We start from the raw sequence: 16,492 nt of genomic DNA, 5'->3' as shown, positions 1-16,492 counted from the left end.
AAAAAGCGATGAAGCAAGCCATTGTGATTGAACAGTTGCGCTTGAAATTTCCCGGGCACAACGACTTATTGTTTCGCGACTTGTCGCTGTCGATCGCCGCTGGGGAGAAAGTACTTCTCCTCGGTCCGTCTGGCTGCGGTAAGTCGACGCTTTTGCAAGTGATGGCCGGCTTGATTCCGCGTTCGATCGACGTGCCGATGAAAGCCGGGCGCCTTGAGCGACCGAAACAGTGGGGGTATGTGTTTCAAGATCCGGATGCACAGTTTTGCATGCCGTATGCCGATGAGGAAATCGCGTTTGCCCTCGAAAATAGACGCGTGCCGCGTCAAGAGATGCCCGGCCGTATCCGTGCGCTGTTGGATCAAGTCGGGTTGGCGATCGAACCGCACACCGATATTCATACACTTTCCGGCGGGATGAAGCAGCGGTTGGCGCTCGCCTCCGTGCTCGCGCTTGAGCCAGATGTTTTGTTTTTGGATGAGCCGACCGCACTGCTTGATGAAGAAGGGACAAAAGCGGTATGGCAAACCGTCAAAAAGGTGGGTCGCGATAAAACAGTCGTCATCGTCGAACATAAAATCGATCATGTCTTAGACTTTGTTGATCGGATTGTATTGCTCGGCCGCGACGGACGGATTATGGCTGATGGCAAGGCCAAGAACGTATTTTCTGAATATAAAGATGTCATTCACGCCGAGGGCATTTGGCATCCGGGCATTTGGGACGAATACGATCGAAGAGTCCAGCGGCCAAAGCGGCAAGAGGGGAAGGACCTCCTTTGCCTCCGCAATTTTCGCGGTTTTCGCGGTCGGGAGGTAAAAATCAACGTCCCGGAAGCTACTGTGCGGGAGGGAGAATGGGTTGCCGTCACCGGCCGGAACGGCGCGGGCAAAAGCTCGCTTTTGCATGGGTTGATGCAACTGATTCGCACAGAAGGCGAATATACATTGTTGGGGGAAGACATTCAGCGCCGGCAGCCGCTCTACCGCCATATTGCGTTTGTGTTTCAAAACCCGGAGTTTCAGTTTGTCACTCATTCTGTGCGCGATGAACTGGCGTATTCGTTGCGCCTTGAGGGGCGGCCTGAAGAGGAAATCAATGAGACGGTCACCCGCCTGCTCAGCGCGTTTGCCCTTGACGGAAAGGAAGAGGTGCATCCGTATCAGCTGTCGGTCGGCCAAAAGCGCCGGTTGAGTGTAGCTGCCTCGATCGTCGCCGGTCAACGTCTTTTTTTGCTTGATGAGCCGACATTTGGACAAGATGCGAAAAACACATTCGCGCTGCTGGCGATGCTTGAATCGTATCGCGAGCAAGGAGCGGCGATCATCATGGTCACTCATGACGAACAAATCGTCCGCCGTTTCGCGACGAGACGGTGGACGATTGAGGATGGCGCGCTTGTTCGCGATGAGCGGCTCGCCGTTTTGAAGCCCGTGCTGGCTGAAGGGGGGACATGGCGATGAATTGGAACATTCAGCGCCGTGAGACATGGCTTTATGAGGCGAACCCGAGTTTGAAGCTCATTGTGCTCGTCATGCTCTTTTTTGCGGTGTTGTTCGTTCATAATCCGAACGTGCTGATCAATTTGTCGTTTGCCCTTTTCATTTTGTTTTGCTTTGGTACCGGGTATCCGGTTAAGATGCTTGTCTCGTTGTTTTTGCCGTTTTTTCTGATCTTTGTTTCCACCGCCTCCTCGATGATGATGTTTGGCGAAGGGACGACAACATGGTTCCGTTGGGGTCTCATTCATGTGACAGCGGAAAGTTTTTGGCGCGGCGTGCATCTCGGGTTTCGCGCCTTGGCACTTGGGCTGTTGGGATTAATTTTTTCCTTGACGACTCGGCCGGTACATCTGTTTTATTCCCTTATGCAGCAACTGAAGTTGAAACCGAAGTATGCGTACAGTTTTTTGGCGGCCGTCCGTTTGCTGCCGATGATGATGGAGGAGTTTCAAACCGTGCGCTATGCTTTGAAGGTGCGCGGCGTGCCAAGCCGCGGCGGACTTAGCAAAGTGAAGCGCTACGCCATTCCGCTTTTGGCGCAAAGCATCCGCCGCGCCCAACGCATCGCGGTGGCCATGGAGGCAAAACAGTTTTCCGGCAGCGGCCCGCGCACGTTTTATTATGAAATCGGGTTTGGCAAATACGATGTTCTGTTTGTCGGTTTGTTTGCCGTCTTGTCCTTTGCTGCCTATTATGCCGGCATCCAGTATCCGTATATTTCAATCAACGATGTACGGTAGAAAGAAAGGGATCGTGATGGGAACTCTTCACTTCATTTCGACCGGCCGGCAGACGGCCGACGAGTTCGCCGCCATTTGTCGGCACATTCATCCGTACGCCGATGCTATTCATATTCGGGAAAAGGAGAAAACGGCGCGCGAGGTTGCTGAATTTGTCACCGCACTTCTTCGCGCCGGGGTGCCGCCGCAAAAAATCATTGTCAATGACCGGGTCGATGTCGCGGCCGTCTACGGCGTCAACGGGGTGCAGCTCGCTTACCATAGCCTGCCGGTACGCGCCGTCCGCCGCTCGTTCTCCAATTTGACAGTCGGCTGCTCGGTGCATGGGCTCGAAGAGGCGAAGAAAGCGGAAAAGGACGGTGCCCACTTTTGTTTATTTGGCCATATTTTCCCAACCGCCAGCAAGCCCGGGTTGCTGCCGCGCGGCGTGGACTTGCTGAAGGAAATGGCCGCCGCTGTACATATTCCCGTCATTGCCATCGGCGGCATCCATGCCGGCAATGTCCGTCAAGTGCTAGAAGCCGGTGCAGCGGGAGTGGCGGTGTTATCGGCCGTTTTTTTCGCAGCCGATCCGGTCGGTGAGGCGAAACGGCTCAATGAAATTGTCAAAGGGAGGGGATAACGTGACTGCGCATCATTATGACGTCGCAGTTGTCGGCGGCGGGGTGATCGGGACGGCAGTGGCCTTCGAGCTCGCCAAACGGCAGCATCGCGTTGCGATTTTGGAAAAAGCAGCGATGGCCGGTGAAGCGTCAAGCGCAGCAGCCGGCATGCTTGGCGCGCAATCGGAATTTTCCGAGCCGAGTCCGCTCGTGCCGCTGGCGTTAAAAAGCCGGTCGCTCATGCCGGTGCTTGCCGAAGAATTGCGGGAGAGAACCGGTATTGACATTGGACTTGTCGAAAAAGGAATGCTGAAAGTGGCGACAACAGAGGAAGAAACAGAAGAGCTGCGCCGTCATTACGAATTTTGGCGGGCGACAGATCAGCCGGTGCGCTGGTTGACGAAACAGGAAGCGCTTGAGCTCGAGCCGCATCTCGCAACGGAAGCGATTGCCGGCGCTATGTACATCGGGGGCGACGGACAAGTGAGCGCTCCGGATTTGGCCGCCGCTCTTGCTTCAGCCGCTTCCTCCGCCGGCGCCCATTTGTATGAGCATACGGAAGTGTTGGGCATCCGGTCGGGCGCCGGCGGCCATATCGTGGAAACAGCGAACGGAACGTTTGCGGCTGCGGCAGTCGTCATCGCTTCGGGTGCTTGGACGGCGCGATTTGGCGCCGGGCTTGGGCTTTCCCTTCCCGTGTATCCGGTCAAAGGGGAGTGCGTCATGGTGCGGACGGCGGCTCCGTTGCTGCAGGCGACCGTGTTCGCGAAAAGCGGCTGCTACATCGTACCAAAGCGGGGCAACCGGTTGCTGATTGGCGCGACGTCCACTCCCGGTACATACGACCGGCGTGTGTCGGCCGACGGGGTGATGAATTTGCTTCACCGCGCTTCCTGTTTGCTTCCTGACGTTAAACAGGCGGAATGGTTGAGGGCATGGAGCGGCATCAGGCCGCAAACGAAAGATGGCTTGCCATATATCGGCGAACATCCGGACCGGGCCGGCCTGTTCGTTGCCGCCGGCCATTACCGAAACGGGATCTTGCTCAGTGCGATGACCGGGCGGTTGATGGCTGATTTAGTCGAGCGGAAAGACCCGGGAATTGATTTGTTGCCGTTTTCGTTGACACGCCATACAGAAAAAAAGGTGGGGATCGAATGACATTAATCATCAACGGGGAGACCGTCACGGTGCCCGATGAAGTCAAAACGGTCAGCGAGTTGCTTTCTCATTTCCGGCTTGACAACAAGCTCGCCATTGTGGAAGTCAATGTTCGCATTATTCAGAAGCATGAATATGCAAAAACGGCGCTTGCCGATGGCGATCGCGTCGAAATCGTTCATTTTGTAGGAGGCGGTTGAGATGTTGAAAATCGGTCCATATGAATTTTCTTCCCGTCTGTTGCTTGGCACGGGCAAATATCCGGATTTGGATGTGCAAAAAGAAGCTGTGGAAGCATCAGGCGCAGAAATTTTGACGTTTGCAGTTCGACGGATGAACATTTTTTCTCCGGAGCAGCCGAACTTTTTAGAGCGGCTCGACTTGGGCAAATATAAGCTGCTGCCAAACACCGCCGGGGCGAAAACGGCTGAGGAAGCGGTGCGCATCGCCCGGTTAGCGAAAGCGTCCGGATTATGTGATATGATTAAGGTAGAAGTGATCGGCTGCGACAAAACGTTGCTCCCGGATCCGGTTGAAACGTTAAAGGCAGCAGAAATGCTCCTTGAGGAAGGATTTATTGTGTTGCCATATACGTCCGATGACGTTGTGCTAGCGAGGCGGCTGCAGGAGCTTGGCTGCCATGCGGTCATGCCGGGAGCGTCTCCAATCGGTTCAGGGCAGGGCATCATCAATCCGCTCAATTTGAGCTTCATCATCGAGCAGGCAACCGTGCCGGTCATTGTCGACGCCGGCATCGGCGGGCCGGCGGATGCAGCGATGGCGATGGAGCTTGGGGCGGACGGGGTGCTATTAAACACCGCCGTTTCCGGCGCAGCTGATCCGGTGAAAATGGCGAAAGCGATGAAGCTGGCGATTGAAGCGGGCCGGCTTGGCTATGAAGCCGGACGCATTCCGAAAAAACGATACGCGTCAGCGAGCAGCCCGACGGAAGGAATGAGTGTTGTTTGAACGAACGATATTCCCGACAGCAATTGTTTGCCCCAATCGGTGAAGAAGGACAAAAGAAAATACGGGAAAAGCATGTTGTCTTGATCGGCGCCGGGGCGCTTGGCACGGGCAATGCCGAAGCGCTCGTACGCGCCGGCATTGGCAAATTGACGATCATTGACCGCGATTACGTTGAGTGGAGCAATTTGCAGCGCCAACAGTTGTACGGCGAGTCAGACGCGAAAGAACGGCTGCCGAAGGCGATCGCCGCCAAGCGACGCCTTAAACAAGTAAACAGCGATGTCAATATTGAGGCCATTGTTGGGGATGCCGGTGCGGAAGAATTGGAGGCGCTTATAGGTGAACAGCGCCCTCATGTATTGATTGATGCGACCGACAATTTTGACACGCGCATGATCGTTAATGACGTCGCCTATAAATACGGGATTCCATGGATTTACGGCGCCTGTGTCGGCAGCTACGGTTTAAGCTACGCCTTCATCCCAGGGCGTACACCGTGTCTGTATTGCTTGCTTGAAACGGTGCCACAAGGGGGCTTGACATGCGACACAGCCGGCATTATTAGCCCGGCGGTCCAAATGGTTGTCAGTTATCAAACGGCAGAGGCGCTGAAAATTTTAGTGGAAGACTGGGGGGCGCTGCGCGGTAAGCTCGTCTCGTTTGATCTTTGGACGAACGAATATGCAGCCATTCGCATTGATGCGGTGAAAAGGGATGACTGTCCGACGTGCGGTCATGATCCGTCTTATCCGTTTCTCTCTTATGAGCAACAAACGAAGACCGCCGTGCTGTGCGGACGCGATTCCGTGCAAATCCGCCCCCCTTCCCGGCGTCAGTACGATTTGGATGAATTGGCGGTGCTGTTTCGCCGCCAAGGGCTGCAGGCCGAAGCAAACCCGTATCTCGTTTCTGTTTCGCTTGACGACAAGCGGCTCGTCGTATTTAGCGACGGCCGTGCGCTCGTGCACGGCACGAAAGATGTGCAAGAGGCAAAAACGATTTATTACCGGTATTTAGGGTGAAACCGGGACAAGAAGAGAGCATCTTTGAGCGCTATGGAATGGGGATGTCCATGCAAGGCGGGCATCCCCGTCTTCTATGTCACCAAACTGTCAAAAAACGTTCTTTCTTTTCCTGCTTCTCCCGCTTGTCAATATGATACGATTAAGGCGGGAGGGGAAGATGAATGGCCGAGTGGTCCGTTACGCTTAATATCGCTTCATTGTTGGTGCTTGTGTATTTTATCGGCTCTTGTTGGCTTGAATCGTAAAACGCGTCGGTGTGTTCCGACGTGTTTTATTTTTATCATCCCGCGTCGGGAAGCCCCCCATTTTCACCCGCAAGGGCAAGTGGGGGGATGAATCGGGATTCGTCGTCGATCTTCCTCTTGCTCCAACAGAGCAGAAAGTGTAAAGCTGCACCGCGGGATGCGTGGAGATGGCTTGGTTGACAGCCTGATGTGGGGCGGGGGTTCCTAACATCTCCCATCTCTAAGCGTATGCGCAGGTGGGAGAGCGTTCAAATGGAAATATAATCCGTCGGATGTAGCCAGTTGGCAAAAAATTTGGTATATTTAAAGTAAGGGGACGGAAACCGACTGCGGATGCCACGTGCAGCCGTTCCCATCCAGTGAAGCAAACTTTGTTTTCGCAGGCATGTTTCGGTGAAAAAATGGATATGAATAACATAGTCATGTTCCTATAGGAGTGTGAAGATTCATTGGAAGAGTGGCCGTTAAGGTTGTTCGGTTGGTTTTTTCTTTTTCTGCTCGTAAACGCATTGTTCGCTTCGGCCGAGGCGGCATTTTCATCGGCAAGCAAACCACGGTTAAAGCATCATGCGGAAGAGCATCCACACCATAAGCGTCTTCAGGCGGTGATCGAACAACTCGATCGCGTGTTGTTGACGCTCGCGATTGCCAACCGTCTGACGAGCATCACGGCGGTCGCGCTGTTTATTTATATCGCTGCTTCACTGCTTGGGGAACAGACCGGTTTATTTGTCTCCATTGCGGTCATGACGATTTTGTCCGTTGTCTTCGGTGAAGTTTTGCCAAAATCGATGGCGAAAGAGCAGGCAGAGCCGCTCGCGATTCGGTATGCCAGCCTCGCCTACGGGCTGATGAAACTAATGGCCCCCATCACGGTATTGTTTGAAGCCATGGGGGAACGAATCGCCCGGCGGTTCACCAACGGGGCTGCCGCGCCGGCCGTCACGGAGGAAGATATTAAAGTGATGGTCGAGTTGAGTGAAGAAGAAGGGGTTATTGACAACAAGGAAAAAGAACTGATTCAACGTTCGCTCGATTTTGATGAAATTTTAGTCGAAGAAATTTTCACACCGCGCGCCGATATGGTGGCGGTTGAGGTGAATCAGTCGATTGAAGAGATTCGCGATGTGTTTTTGGAAGAAAGGTACTCCCGCATTCCGGTATATGAAGGGGATATCGATAATGTCATCGGCATTTTGTCGGAAAGCGACTTTTTTAGCGAGCTTATCCAAAAACGCAACGTGCGTATCCGTGAGTTGTTGCGTCAGCCGCTGTTTGTTGTCGAGTCGATGAAAGTGTCTGATTTGTTGCCGGAACTGCAAAAAAGCAAAGTGCACATGGCGATCGTCGTCGATGAGTTCGGCGGCACGGCCGGCTTGATTACGCTCGAGGATATCATCGAACAAATCGTCGGCGAAATATGGGATGAGCATGACGAAGCAGTGAAAACGGTGCGCCAAATTGATGAGCATAGTTTTGAATTCAGCGCCGAGCTGCCGCTTGATGAATTTTGTGAAGTGATGAAGATCGACGTGCCGGAAAGCGAATCGCATACGTTGGGCGGCTGGATTTTTGAAATGTTTGAGCGCATTCCGGCAGTGGGCGAAACGTTGCAGTACGGTCCATTGACGTTGACCGTCCGTCAAGTTGATAACCGGCGCATTCGCAAAGTGCTTGTCTCTTTGAGCCAACCGCTCGCCGAGCAGGCGGGAGGCATATAACGACGAGATAAAAGAGCCCCAGGCTGACTTGCCTGGGGCTCTGGCCATCTATTATGAAGTTGTCTGCAGAATGGTTATTGAACGTTGCCAAATTGGCCGCCCAGTTGTTGTTGGGCCATCGCTACAAGGCGTTTCGTAATTTCCCCACCGACTGAACCGTTCGCGCGGGAAGTCGTATCAGCGCCAAGGTTGACACCAAACTCTTGAGCGATCTCGAATTTCATTTGGTCGATGGCTTGTTGAGCGCCAGCGACTAACAGTTGATTATTGTTATTGTTGCGTGCCATAGTTGATCATCTCCTCTTGTAAATTTTGATGGCTGGGTTGGCTGGATTTGCACCAGCGCCGCACGCCGTAAGGCGCGCTGCCAAGCTTGGCTGAACCCAACGTCCACCCGCTTTTGCTTTCGCCAGCATAGGTATTGCGGCGGGTGGCCTGTTTTGCCGGCGGTACTCATAGTTTGGTTCGCTTTTAGTCCGTTATTCACCATGGTTATATGGTAATTTTTAACGTTTTAACGTCGTCATCATTAGGGAATATGTAAAATAAGGAGCATCTTAGAGGAGGAAGCAGCATGAATGTATGCCCGCTTTGCAACGGGCTGCGCCGGATGACAGTGTACTGCAGCTACTGCCGACAGCCGATGGAGGACCAAGGAAAAGTTACTGACTATTTGGACGATTACAGCCCGTATATGGACACGGATGTCATGAAGCTTGTCGACGGTTATCCGCGCACGTATTTGAACCGCGAATGTGTCCATTTGTTTTACTGCCCGCACTGCCGGGAAGAGGAAGTGCGCTTTATTAAAGAATAGGCTCTAGCGCAACGCTAGAGCCTGATGGATCTACATAGAAACAAATGAGGGCTTACTTGTCGTCTGCAGCCCGAATGCGCCGCTCCGTTTCGACGTCAAAGAAATGCGCTTTGTTCATATCAAGTGCAAGATCGAGGCGGTGCCCCGGCTTGATTTCGGTGCGCGCGTCAATACGGGCGACAAACTCTTGGCCATCGATGTTGGAGTAAATCATCGATTCGGCACCGAGCAACTCAGCGACTTCGACGTGGGCTTTAATTTTTGTCGCAGGCGATGCCTCTAAGAAGAGTGGCTCATCGTGAATGTCTTCCGGGCGGATCCCTAAAATGACTTCCTTGCCGATATACCCTTGATCGCGCAATACTTTCATTTTTCCTTCCGGCACGCCAAATGACGTTTGGCCAACGACAAACTTGCCGTCTTGCAGCGTCCCTCTAATAAAGTTCATCGCAGGCGAGCCGATAAAGCCGCCGACGAAGATGTTTTCCGGTTTCTCATACACTTCGCGCGGCGTTCCGACTTGCTGGATGACGCCGTCTTTCATGACGACAAGGCGGGTTGCCATCGTCATCGCTTCCGTTTGGTCGTGGGTGACGTAAATCGTTGTCGTTTCAAGACGCTGATGGAGTTTGGCGATTTCCGAGCGCATTTGCACGCGCAATTTGGCGTCCAAGTTTGAAAGAGGTTCGTCCATTAAAAATACTTTCGCATCGCGGACGATGGCGCGTCCTAACGCCACGCGTTGCCGCTGTCCGCCGGAGAGTGCCTTTGGCTTACGGTCTAAATATTGCTCCAGTCCGAGGATGCGCGCCGCCTCGCGGACGCGTTTCTCGATTTCCGCTTTCGGGAATTTGCGCAGCTTTAAGCCGAATGCCATGTTGTCATAAACGCTCATATGCGGGTAAAGAGCATAGTTTTGGAACACCATGGCGATGTCTCGGTCTTTCGGCGGCACATCGTTCATCCGCCTGCCATCGATATACAGATCGCCTTTTGAAATTTCCTCAAGACCGGCGACCATTCGCAATGTCGTCGATTTGCCGCAGCCGGACGGACCGACAAAGACGATAAACTCCTTATCTTGAATATGTAAGTTGAAGTCTTTAACGGCGGTGACATTGTTGTCGTAAATTTTGTAAATATGGTCAAGAACGAGTTCTGCCATCATGAATCCTCCTATCATTGAAATCGCTTTCTCCTAGTACTAGTCTATAGAAAAATACGAACATTCGTAAATGGACAAGGTGCACAAAAAATGCCGCCCGTTTTCGGCGACATGCCGGGACGGCCCAGCGGCTGTTAAGTGCGGCGGCGGTGCAAAATGGCCAAATAGATCGCCGCAGCCCCTTTAAATCGCTTGATGTCAATACCCGTTTGCTCCGTCCATTTATCGATTCGATATTGCAAACTGTTGCGGTGCATGTACAGCTTTTTCGCCGCCATGGAGACGTTTAAATTACATTGCAAAAATGTCTCCATCGCTCGTATTTCGTCTTCATCAAATCCATCGAGAAACGATAAGATCCGCTCGGTCGTATCCCTCCTGCCATCGCCAAGGAGAGGAAGAGGGATGGCATCTTCCCATTCGTACACCGTTTGTTTCGGCCAAAAGCGCCGGGCGGCGGAAAAGCATTCTTTTTCAAGAAGAAACGATTCATATAGCCGATCATCGACAGGGCGAGTCGGACCGATGAATAAATGGATTGTAGCGTAAAAATCGGCAGCGAGCGCGTCGGCCATTTCTGCCAACAGCGGCGGTTTGGCTGTCCGTTTTTGCCTGGCTTCGATGATCAGGCCGCCCTTATCCTTGTTCCAAACGATCGTTACTGGGGAATCAAAAAGGTCGCGGATCGTTTCAGCAAATTCGATTTTGTCGGTGATCGGCCGGTTCACGATGAAGTGAATCAACCGGCAGTACGGAGCAGCCAGCATGGCGGGTGCCGCTGGGTCGCCGCTTGCCATCCAGCGCTTCCACGCCCGCTCCTCTTCACTTTCTCGTTCCCGCCGGTGATCGGCCGGGATCAAAAACAGCGCCAGCAATTGTCGTTCCCGTTTCGTTAACCGCTGTTTGGCGATGCCAATCTCATCGCCGTCGGCAGTATAAAACCATTCGTATGCTTCCGGATCTTCCGGCTGGCCGTTAATGACGATATCTTCTTCATAAAGTAACTTGAGCTCTTTTAACATTGCGGCGCAACCCTTTCTGTCATTTTTTTACTCATTATAACAAAAAACCGACTTTCCCGACGCCGGGAAAATCGGTTCATTGGTCAATCGCCTGCTTCATAAGGGGGTTCCTCTTTTACAAGGTCGCGCGCTTCCTCGATATTGACCTCATCGCCGCGACCGTGCACAGCGCCGCCGGCCATTCCTTCATTAATCATCCGGTCGATATCCATATAATATTCATCGCGCCCTTCGTACAAAACGTCTTGGTGTCCGGCTTCTTTCCGTTCCATCGTTTTGCTCCTTTCTCATCGTTTTTTTCTAGTTTGCGCGGAATAGGCATACGTTATCCACTGACCTCATATGGATAATCAGAACAAGCGGGAAGGAGCGAATAGGGCATGATCGTTTCCATTAAAAAGCTGATCGAAACGACCGCCGCAACTGAAACAAAGGCGAGACAGCTCGCCGGGACCGGAACGGACGAGCCGACATGGGCTCGCTACTTAGACGAGACCCGCCGGCAGCAGAAGCTTTGGCAATATGTGCATTATTTAGTGTCCGGCGCTAACGTGGAATGCCATGAAGGAAGAGGGCGAAAAGAAACGGGGGCCAGCCGTTTGGACTTGCTGCAATCCTTGGCGGAAGCAGAATGGGAAAAGGCAAAGTTATGCCGGGACATTTGCGGACGATTGGATGGTGCGGCCAAACAGGCGGCCAGCCAAGTAGTTCGTCAGGCGCTTCAGTACAGCCGTGAGTTTTGGGCTATGGCACAAGATGAGCTAATTCGGCAAACAGCTGATTAAGCCGCCTGAGACGCTGCGTTTCAATTTCCGGTTCGTCAAACACCATCGGTTTGGCGTTCATTTCATAAACGTACAGCTGCCGTTCGCGGCCGACACCGATGTCGGCGGAAAATTCGCCGACAAAGCCGAACCGCTCGCTAAGGCGTTCACCGCTAAGGGCAATCAGTTGCCCGAGCGCCTGTTCGTCGATGCGTTCTTTGACTTCTGTGTATGGCAATACGGTTCCACCATGAAAAGTGTGGGTGGTCAGCGACTGCGTTCCGGCAAGGCGGACACCGACGCCGGTAATCGTGTAGCGGCCGCGCTGCCAATGAGCAAGCACGCGCAAATCGTAACGGCGGCCGTTCCACGTATCGGTGTCGGCTGCTGCTTGGACAATGTAACGACAAGATTGGAGAAGGGGCGCCAGCTCATCGAGCGCCCTCAACCGTTTTTGGCCGCGGGGAGATTCGCATATGGCCGCCGCCCCAGGCAAGGCGGTGAGGCGGAATAAGCCGTTTCCTCTTGACCCGCTATCTTGTTTGACATAGATGCAGCTGTATTGATCAAGCCAAGCACGCACGTCATCCACCGTGTCAACAAGTGCAGTCGGCAACAAGTACGGCCAAAGCCGACGGTCAGTCCGCAATGTGTCGTAAACGTCCGACTTGCGGAAAAAGGAGCGGTTGACGAGCGGGATGCCGCGAGCGGCAAGCCGGGCCGCTGCTGTTTGAAACGGCTCGCTTTGTTCTTCCTCGCGGCTTTTTACCCGGTTGTAGACGGCGTCTGGCAACGGGGTAAACGATTCGACAAAACGCTCGAGCGCCGGGACGAATACATAGCCGGAGACCGTTTTCTCACCGATGCCGGCTGCTGTGCTGACGATGGTGATCCCGCCATTAGCATGGAACGAGCGGATGACAGTCTCAAGCCACGGCTTTCTCCCGCCAAGCAAAGCCGGAATGGACGATTCGCTCACCAAAATGCCGACAAGCGGTCCGACCCGCCCGTCTTGTGCGCGAACGGCAAAAGTAAGATCGGGAAGAGAAGCGGTGAAGACGAGCTGGCCGCTGCCAAATCGATAAAGCCCGCCCGCTTCCTTGCAAACCCACTCGCCCGTGTCGCGCCGATAGCCGATCACGATCATGGCCAAAGCGCCTCTGGTTCGGTGATGGCCGTTTTGCTTAGGTGGACGGCATAAGCGAGCGGCAGCAGCGACGTGCGCTCATCTGCCTCCTTAAGCCCTGGATGCTTAAAAATTGAGCGCCCTGGTTTGGAGTTGGCTTCGAACATCCAAATTTTCCCCTGTTTATCCACACCGAGGTCAAAGCCGATTTCACCGATCAAAGTTTCCGATGTTTCGTCAAGGCAGCGGCTAAGTGTAAGAGCGGCGTTATGCAGACGTGCCAACACGGTTTCGCGCTGGGCAGTGTCCGGAAAAATGTCTTCGAGTGTTTTAACGATTCCGCCGCTGTTCATATGAGTGGTGATGCTTTGCCTTCCGGCGATTTTGGCCGCGATGGCGCTCACTTGCCATTGGCCGTATTCATTTTTATTAGTATGGACGCGAAAATCCGTCGGCCGGCCATTGACGGTCATGAGCGGCACAGCCTGCTGAATGACGCAGCGATGCAGTGGCGCCTCGGCAAGCAAATAATGCCATAGTGCCATGGCAGTTGGAAACAGGGCGGTTTTCGTTTCCCCTTGTTCATCGCGAAAACGGCATTCGTATACATTGTTTTTTTGGGCCAAATGGTAGATGCCGCGGCCGAGGCTCCCATCCGCCGGTTTCACATACGCTTCCGTGTAGCGGGTGAGAAACTGTTCGACTGTCTGCCATGTAATATGGGCAGATGTCGCTGGCAAGTACGGTCGCGCTTCGCGATGGGTGGCGAGTTGACGGTAAATATCCCATTTGTTGAAAAAATGACCATTAAACACCGGAATGCCATAAGCGGTTTGCAACGTCTCGGTGATCGTTTGAAACATTTCGTTATTTTCAATGCGCCGGTTTGGCAGGCGGTTGTAAATAACGGTCGGCAATGGCACCGTATGGCGCTCCCAACCGCGTTCCGTATAAAAATAGCCGTTGATCATTCCGTTTTCCCAGTCGATATGGGAAGGGCCGAACAAAAAAGCGAATCCGCCGACTTGTTTCTCTTGCGCTAACAGTTTGGCGAAGAAAAAACTGCGCCCCCCGACCGGCCGCTGAAGCGACTTTGTAAATCCGGCGGTGAAAACGCCGACAAGCGGACCGAAATGGACGGCTTCCGCGGTTAAAAAGACGTGGACGTTAGCGGCAAACGGAATGGATAGGCGCCGGGCGACGTCACTTGTAATGACCACGCGGTCGGTGAGCGCGGAAGAGGAAACAATCCGGCACGGGACAAGCACGCTGCCAAACGCAGCTGCCGTTTGTCCGTTTGCTTGAAGCGAGGCGGGCAAGGTGACCGTGTTCTCCCCGTTTTTGTCAATGATGAATTCATAGGTCATCGACTGTTCCCCCCGCCCGCCAAAAACAAACAGTAGCGGAGCGGCGCTTCATAAATGCCGTTTTGTTGCTCCGCAGAGAGGATGTTGACGACTTTTCTCCCTGGTTTGGAATTCACATCTAAAATCCAGACCGCCCCGTTGTCGGCCACGCCAAGATCTAAGCCAATCTCAAACAGTGGGCCGAACTCACTGTCGATATAAGTTGGCAGTGTGCGGATGATCGTTTCGATACTATCAAGCACGACGATGCGCTTTGGAGACGGCAGGCAATCAAGCCAATCCGCAAATGGCCGAATATCGGCCCCAGCGCGGACGTTGGCCACCCACGTTCCCGCGTGCCCGATCCGCACGGCCCGCACTTGTTCGATCCAACGGTCGGTTTCATCTTTTTGCAATAAAACGCGAAGATCAAACGGTTCGCTCGCCGGAGTGGACAGTGAAAGAAGCGGCTGCAGCGCGTAGCCGTCGCGGCGGTTCAACGAGGTGACAAGCTGATCCAGTTCTCTCCGGCGGGTGATGACCGCCCGTTCTTTGCCGCTCCCGTCTTGGACGGATAACGTTTTCCCTTTTTTTTGGATAACGTAAATACCGCGTCCGGCGGAACCGTGCACCGGCTTGGCAATGACGGCCTGTTCGCGACGGAGAAGCTCGAGCATGTCATCAGCGCGTTCGAGACGGACGGTCGGCGGCACATACGCCGACAGAAGCGGATGGGCCGAAAGCGATTCGTACACCTCCCACTTGTTGGGCAGGCCATAGCCTAAAAAGACCAAGTCAGGCCGCTGCTTTAGCCAGCGCATTATCGGTTTCGCTTTTTTCGAACGATCGTCATGGCCGTAAAAGCAACGGTCGTATAAAAACGGTGGAATGGGAAAGACGGCATCCGCCCATTCGTTCGTCTCTTCCTGAAAGACAAAGCCGTGAACGTGTTCCGTCTGTGGGTCAATATTCAGCGGCGAAAAACGGCAAACCGAAATGCCGTAGCGCCCGGCGCGTTTAGCCACTTCGGTGCAATAGCCGCGGTCTTGCTGTTCGTCAAGGGTGACAAAACCGAGTGAAATCAACGTCGTTCACTCCCTTTCCTCCATCAATGCTAAACAATAGTCCATAACTGCTTTCGCCGACGGACGAACGGATTGTGGAGAGGCTGTCGGTTCCGTCTGTTTCGACGGTTTTGTGTTCACTTCAATGATCCAAGGATGGTCATGGACATCAATCGCGAGATCGATCCCCAACTCCCCATACAGCCCTTCCGCTTCAAGCGTCAGCACGGCCGCCGCTTCCAACGCAATTTCTTTGAGAAGCTGTTTTTTCTGGAAAGCGTCTGATGCTGTGTACCATTCTCGCAATACGGGATTGACCGCCATCAGTTCCCCGCCCCGAGCGAGATTGGCGACAAACTGATGGGGCGGCGCCACACGGGCGACCGCTGAGGTAACACGCCAATCATTGTTGCGAACGCGATGGCAAAGAAGCCGGAAATCGACCGGGCGGCCGTCAAATGTGCGGAGATCAAGCCCTTGTTGAATGATCATTGTCGTCTTCGTTCGTTGCCGCAAAGCGGAAACTACATGGTCTATCGAGCTGTATATGGCTGTCGAAGCGGAAGTGGAGTGGCGAAGACAAATTCCGCCATCCAAACGTTCAAGGCAGAAAATCCCTCGCCCTTGGCTGCCGTGGATCGGTTTGAGAAAGACGGATGGGAAGGCGGCCAAAAAGGCTTCAAGCGTGTGTTCGTTGTTCCATAATGCCGTTTTGGGCAAATAGGGATGCAAGTACTCGTGCCGCTCGAAATAGCGATGCACTTCCCATTTATGCAAAAAACGGCGATTGAATATCGTTCCCCCTTCCTCGGCAAGCCGGGTGAGCAGCCCGGTGAACAAAGGAGTATATTCCGATTGGCGCGAGTGGAGCCGGTTGTAGATGACATCAGCCGGAGGAACATCTCGTTTCCTCCACTCACCGCCAACCCATTGATAGCCTATGTGCTGCAAATAAAGCGACGGCGATGTGACGTAAACAAAGAGGCCGCGCTCTTCCCCGTATTGCGCCAGTTCCTCGCAAAAACGATGGATGGAGCCAAAATATGTTTGTTCACTTGTTTCCTTCATTTCCGTCAGCACGGCAACGGTTCGTTGTTCGTTCATCGCAGTCCCTCATTTGCGCATTCGTCAGGCAAGGTCTATAATGAAAAATTAGGCAAACGTTTATACCGTATCGTATGATGAGGGCTGCTGTTTGGTGACAGCGGCACGGACGGAAGGGG

Annotated in this window: 18 protein-coding genes; 10 read left to right on the top strand and 8 right to left on the bottom strand. The window is 53.5% G+C overall.

Translation table 11 applies throughout. The annotated features are described in order from the left end of the window. Positions 1 to 8 precede the first annotated feature (8 nt). The 8 genes from ACTVDO_RS05500 (at position 9) to ACTVDO_RS05465 (ending at position 7,965) form a co-directional block, all read left to right on the top strand. On the top strand, positions 9 to 1,463 hold the full coding sequence (locus tag ACTVDO_RS05500; RefSeq protein WP_442901181.1) for an ABC transporter ATP-binding protein: 1,455 nt from the start codon (positions 9 to 11) through the stop codon (positions 1,461 to 1,463). Next, the gene (locus ACTVDO_RS05495; protein ID WP_020958767.1) at positions 1,460 to 2,242 is read left to right on the top strand and encodes an energy-coupling factor transporter transmembrane component T family protein; all 783 of its coding nucleotides are present in this window, start codon (positions 1,460 to 1,462) and stop codon (positions 2,240 to 2,242) included. The genes ACTVDO_RS05500 and ACTVDO_RS05495 overlap by 4 nt, the downstream gene beginning before the upstream one ends. Positions 2,243 to 2,258: 16 nt before the next feature. After that, entirely contained in the window at positions 2,259 to 2,864 is a 606-nt protein-coding gene (gene tenI, locus ACTVDO_RS05490; RefSeq protein WP_020958768.1) for a thiazole tautomerase TenI, read from the top strand. A 1-nt stretch (position 2,865) separates the two neighbouring features. After that, a complete protein-coding gene (gene thiO, locus ACTVDO_RS05485; protein WP_020958769.1) occupies positions 2,866 to 4,005 on the top strand; it encodes a glycine oxidase ThiO in 1,140 nt (379 codons plus the stop codon). After that, entirely contained in the window at positions 4,002 to 4,205 is a 204-nt protein-coding gene (gene thiS / locus ACTVDO_RS05480; RefSeq protein WP_020958770.1) for a sulfur carrier protein ThiS, read from the top strand. Before thiO ends, thiS begins: the two co-directional genes overlap by 4 nt. A gap of 1 nt (position 4,206) precedes the next feature. Then, positions 4,207 to 4,974, top strand: coding sequence for a thiazole synthase (locus ACTVDO_RS05475; RefSeq protein ID WP_020958771.1), 768 nt, complete (start codon positions 4,207 to 4,209; stop codon positions 4,972 to 4,974). Next, positions 4,971 to 5,996, top strand: coding sequence for a thiazole biosynthesis adenylyltransferase ThiF (locus ACTVDO_RS05470; protein ID WP_442901180.1), 1,026 nt, complete (start codon positions 4,971 to 4,973; stop codon positions 5,994 to 5,996). The genes ACTVDO_RS05475 and ACTVDO_RS05470 overlap by 4 nt, the downstream gene beginning before the upstream one ends. Positions 5,997 to 6,693: 697 nt before the next feature. After that, entirely contained in the window at positions 6,694 to 7,965 is a 1,272-nt protein-coding gene (locus ACTVDO_RS05465; RefSeq protein ID WP_020958773.1) for a hemolysin family protein, read from the top strand. Between the two features lie 74 nt (positions 7,966 to 8,039). Here ACTVDO_RS05465 and ACTVDO_RS05460 read toward each other — a convergent pair whose 3' ends face one another. Continuing rightward, entirely contained in the window at positions 8,040 to 8,252 is a 213-nt protein-coding gene (locus ACTVDO_RS05460) for an alpha/beta-type small acid-soluble spore protein (protein WP_008881613.1), read from the bottom strand. Positions 8,253 to 8,539: 287 nt separating this feature from the next. Between ACTVDO_RS05460 and ACTVDO_RS05455 the strand changes: the two genes are divergently transcribed. Further along, positions 8,540 to 8,782 (top strand): hypothetical protein, encoded by a 243-nt coding sequence (locus ACTVDO_RS05455; RefSeq protein ID WP_020958774.1) that lies wholly within the window; start codon positions 8,540 to 8,542, stop codon positions 8,780 to 8,782. A 52-nt stretch (positions 8,783 to 8,834) separates the two neighbouring features. Here the strand turns inward: ACTVDO_RS05455 and ACTVDO_RS05450 are convergent, their stop codons facing one another. The 3 genes from ACTVDO_RS05450 to ACTVDO_RS05440 form a co-directional block, all read right to left on the bottom strand. Continuing rightward, on the bottom strand, positions 8,835 to 9,947 hold the full coding sequence (locus ACTVDO_RS05450; protein ID WP_020958775.1) for an ABC transporter ATP-binding protein: 1,113 nt from the start codon (positions 9,945 to 9,947) through the stop codon (positions 8,835 to 8,837). Positions 9,948 to 10,081: 134 nt separating this feature from the next. Continuing rightward, complete coding sequence (locus ACTVDO_RS05445; RefSeq protein ID WP_020958776.1) at positions 10,082 to 10,969, bottom strand: PucR family transcriptional regulator; 888 nt, start codon at positions 10,967 to 10,969, stop codon at positions 10,082 to 10,084. 83 nt (positions 10,970 to 11,052) lie between these two features. Continuing rightward, positions 11,053 to 11,241, bottom strand: coding sequence for a hypothetical protein (locus ACTVDO_RS05440; protein ID WP_020958777.1), 189 nt, complete (start codon positions 11,239 to 11,241; stop codon positions 11,053 to 11,055). 108 nt (positions 11,242 to 11,349) lie between these two features. Between ACTVDO_RS05440 and ACTVDO_RS05435 the strand changes: the two genes are divergently transcribed. Next, positions 11,350 to 11,754, top strand: coding sequence for a hypothetical protein (locus ACTVDO_RS05435; protein WP_442901179.1), 405 nt, complete (start codon positions 11,350 to 11,352; stop codon positions 11,752 to 11,754). On the opposite strand, the gene ACTVDO_RS05430 is transcribed toward ACTVDO_RS05435, so the two are convergent. From ACTVDO_RS05430 to ACTVDO_RS05415, 4 genes are read right to left on the bottom strand one after another with little or no spacing between them, the layout of a single operon-like run. Further along, positions 11,714 to 12,880 carry a YheC/YheD family endospore coat-associated protein gene (locus ACTVDO_RS05430; protein WP_442901178.1) on the bottom strand — a complete coding sequence of 389 codons (1,167 nt, stop codon included), beginning with the start codon at positions 12,878 to 12,880 and terminating at the stop codon, positions 11,714 to 11,716. The two genes, ACTVDO_RS05435 and ACTVDO_RS05430, sit on opposite strands and share 41 nt — an antisense overlap. Beyond that, positions 12,877 to 14,226: a YheC/YheD family endospore coat-associated protein gene (locus tag ACTVDO_RS05425; protein ID WP_020958780.1), complete on the bottom strand. Its 1,350-nt coding sequence runs from the start codon at positions 14,224 to 14,226 to the stop codon at positions 12,877 to 12,879. The genes ACTVDO_RS05430 and ACTVDO_RS05425 overlap by 4 nt, the downstream gene beginning before the upstream one ends. Further along, positions 14,223 to 15,290, bottom strand: a complete 1,068-nt coding sequence (locus tag ACTVDO_RS05420) for a YheC/YheD family endospore coat-associated protein (RefSeq protein WP_442901177.1) — start codon at positions 15,288 to 15,290, stop codon at positions 14,223 to 14,225. The genes ACTVDO_RS05425 and ACTVDO_RS05420 overlap by 4 nt, the downstream gene beginning before the upstream one ends. A 6-nt stretch (positions 15,291 to 15,296) precedes the next feature. After that, entirely contained in the window at positions 15,297 to 16,373 is a 1,077-nt protein-coding gene (locus ACTVDO_RS05415; protein WP_020958782.1) for a YheC/YheD family endospore coat-associated protein, read from the bottom strand. Positions 16,374 to 16,492: the final 119 nt, after the last annotated feature.

The sequence above is a fragment of the Geobacillus sp. BK01 genome (assembly GCF_052220245.1).
Lineage (GTDB): Bacteria > Bacillota > Bacilli > Bacillales > Anoxybacillaceae > Geobacillus.
Note: the sequence above shows the minus strand (reverse complement) of the source record. Positions and strands in the feature narration are given on the sequence as shown.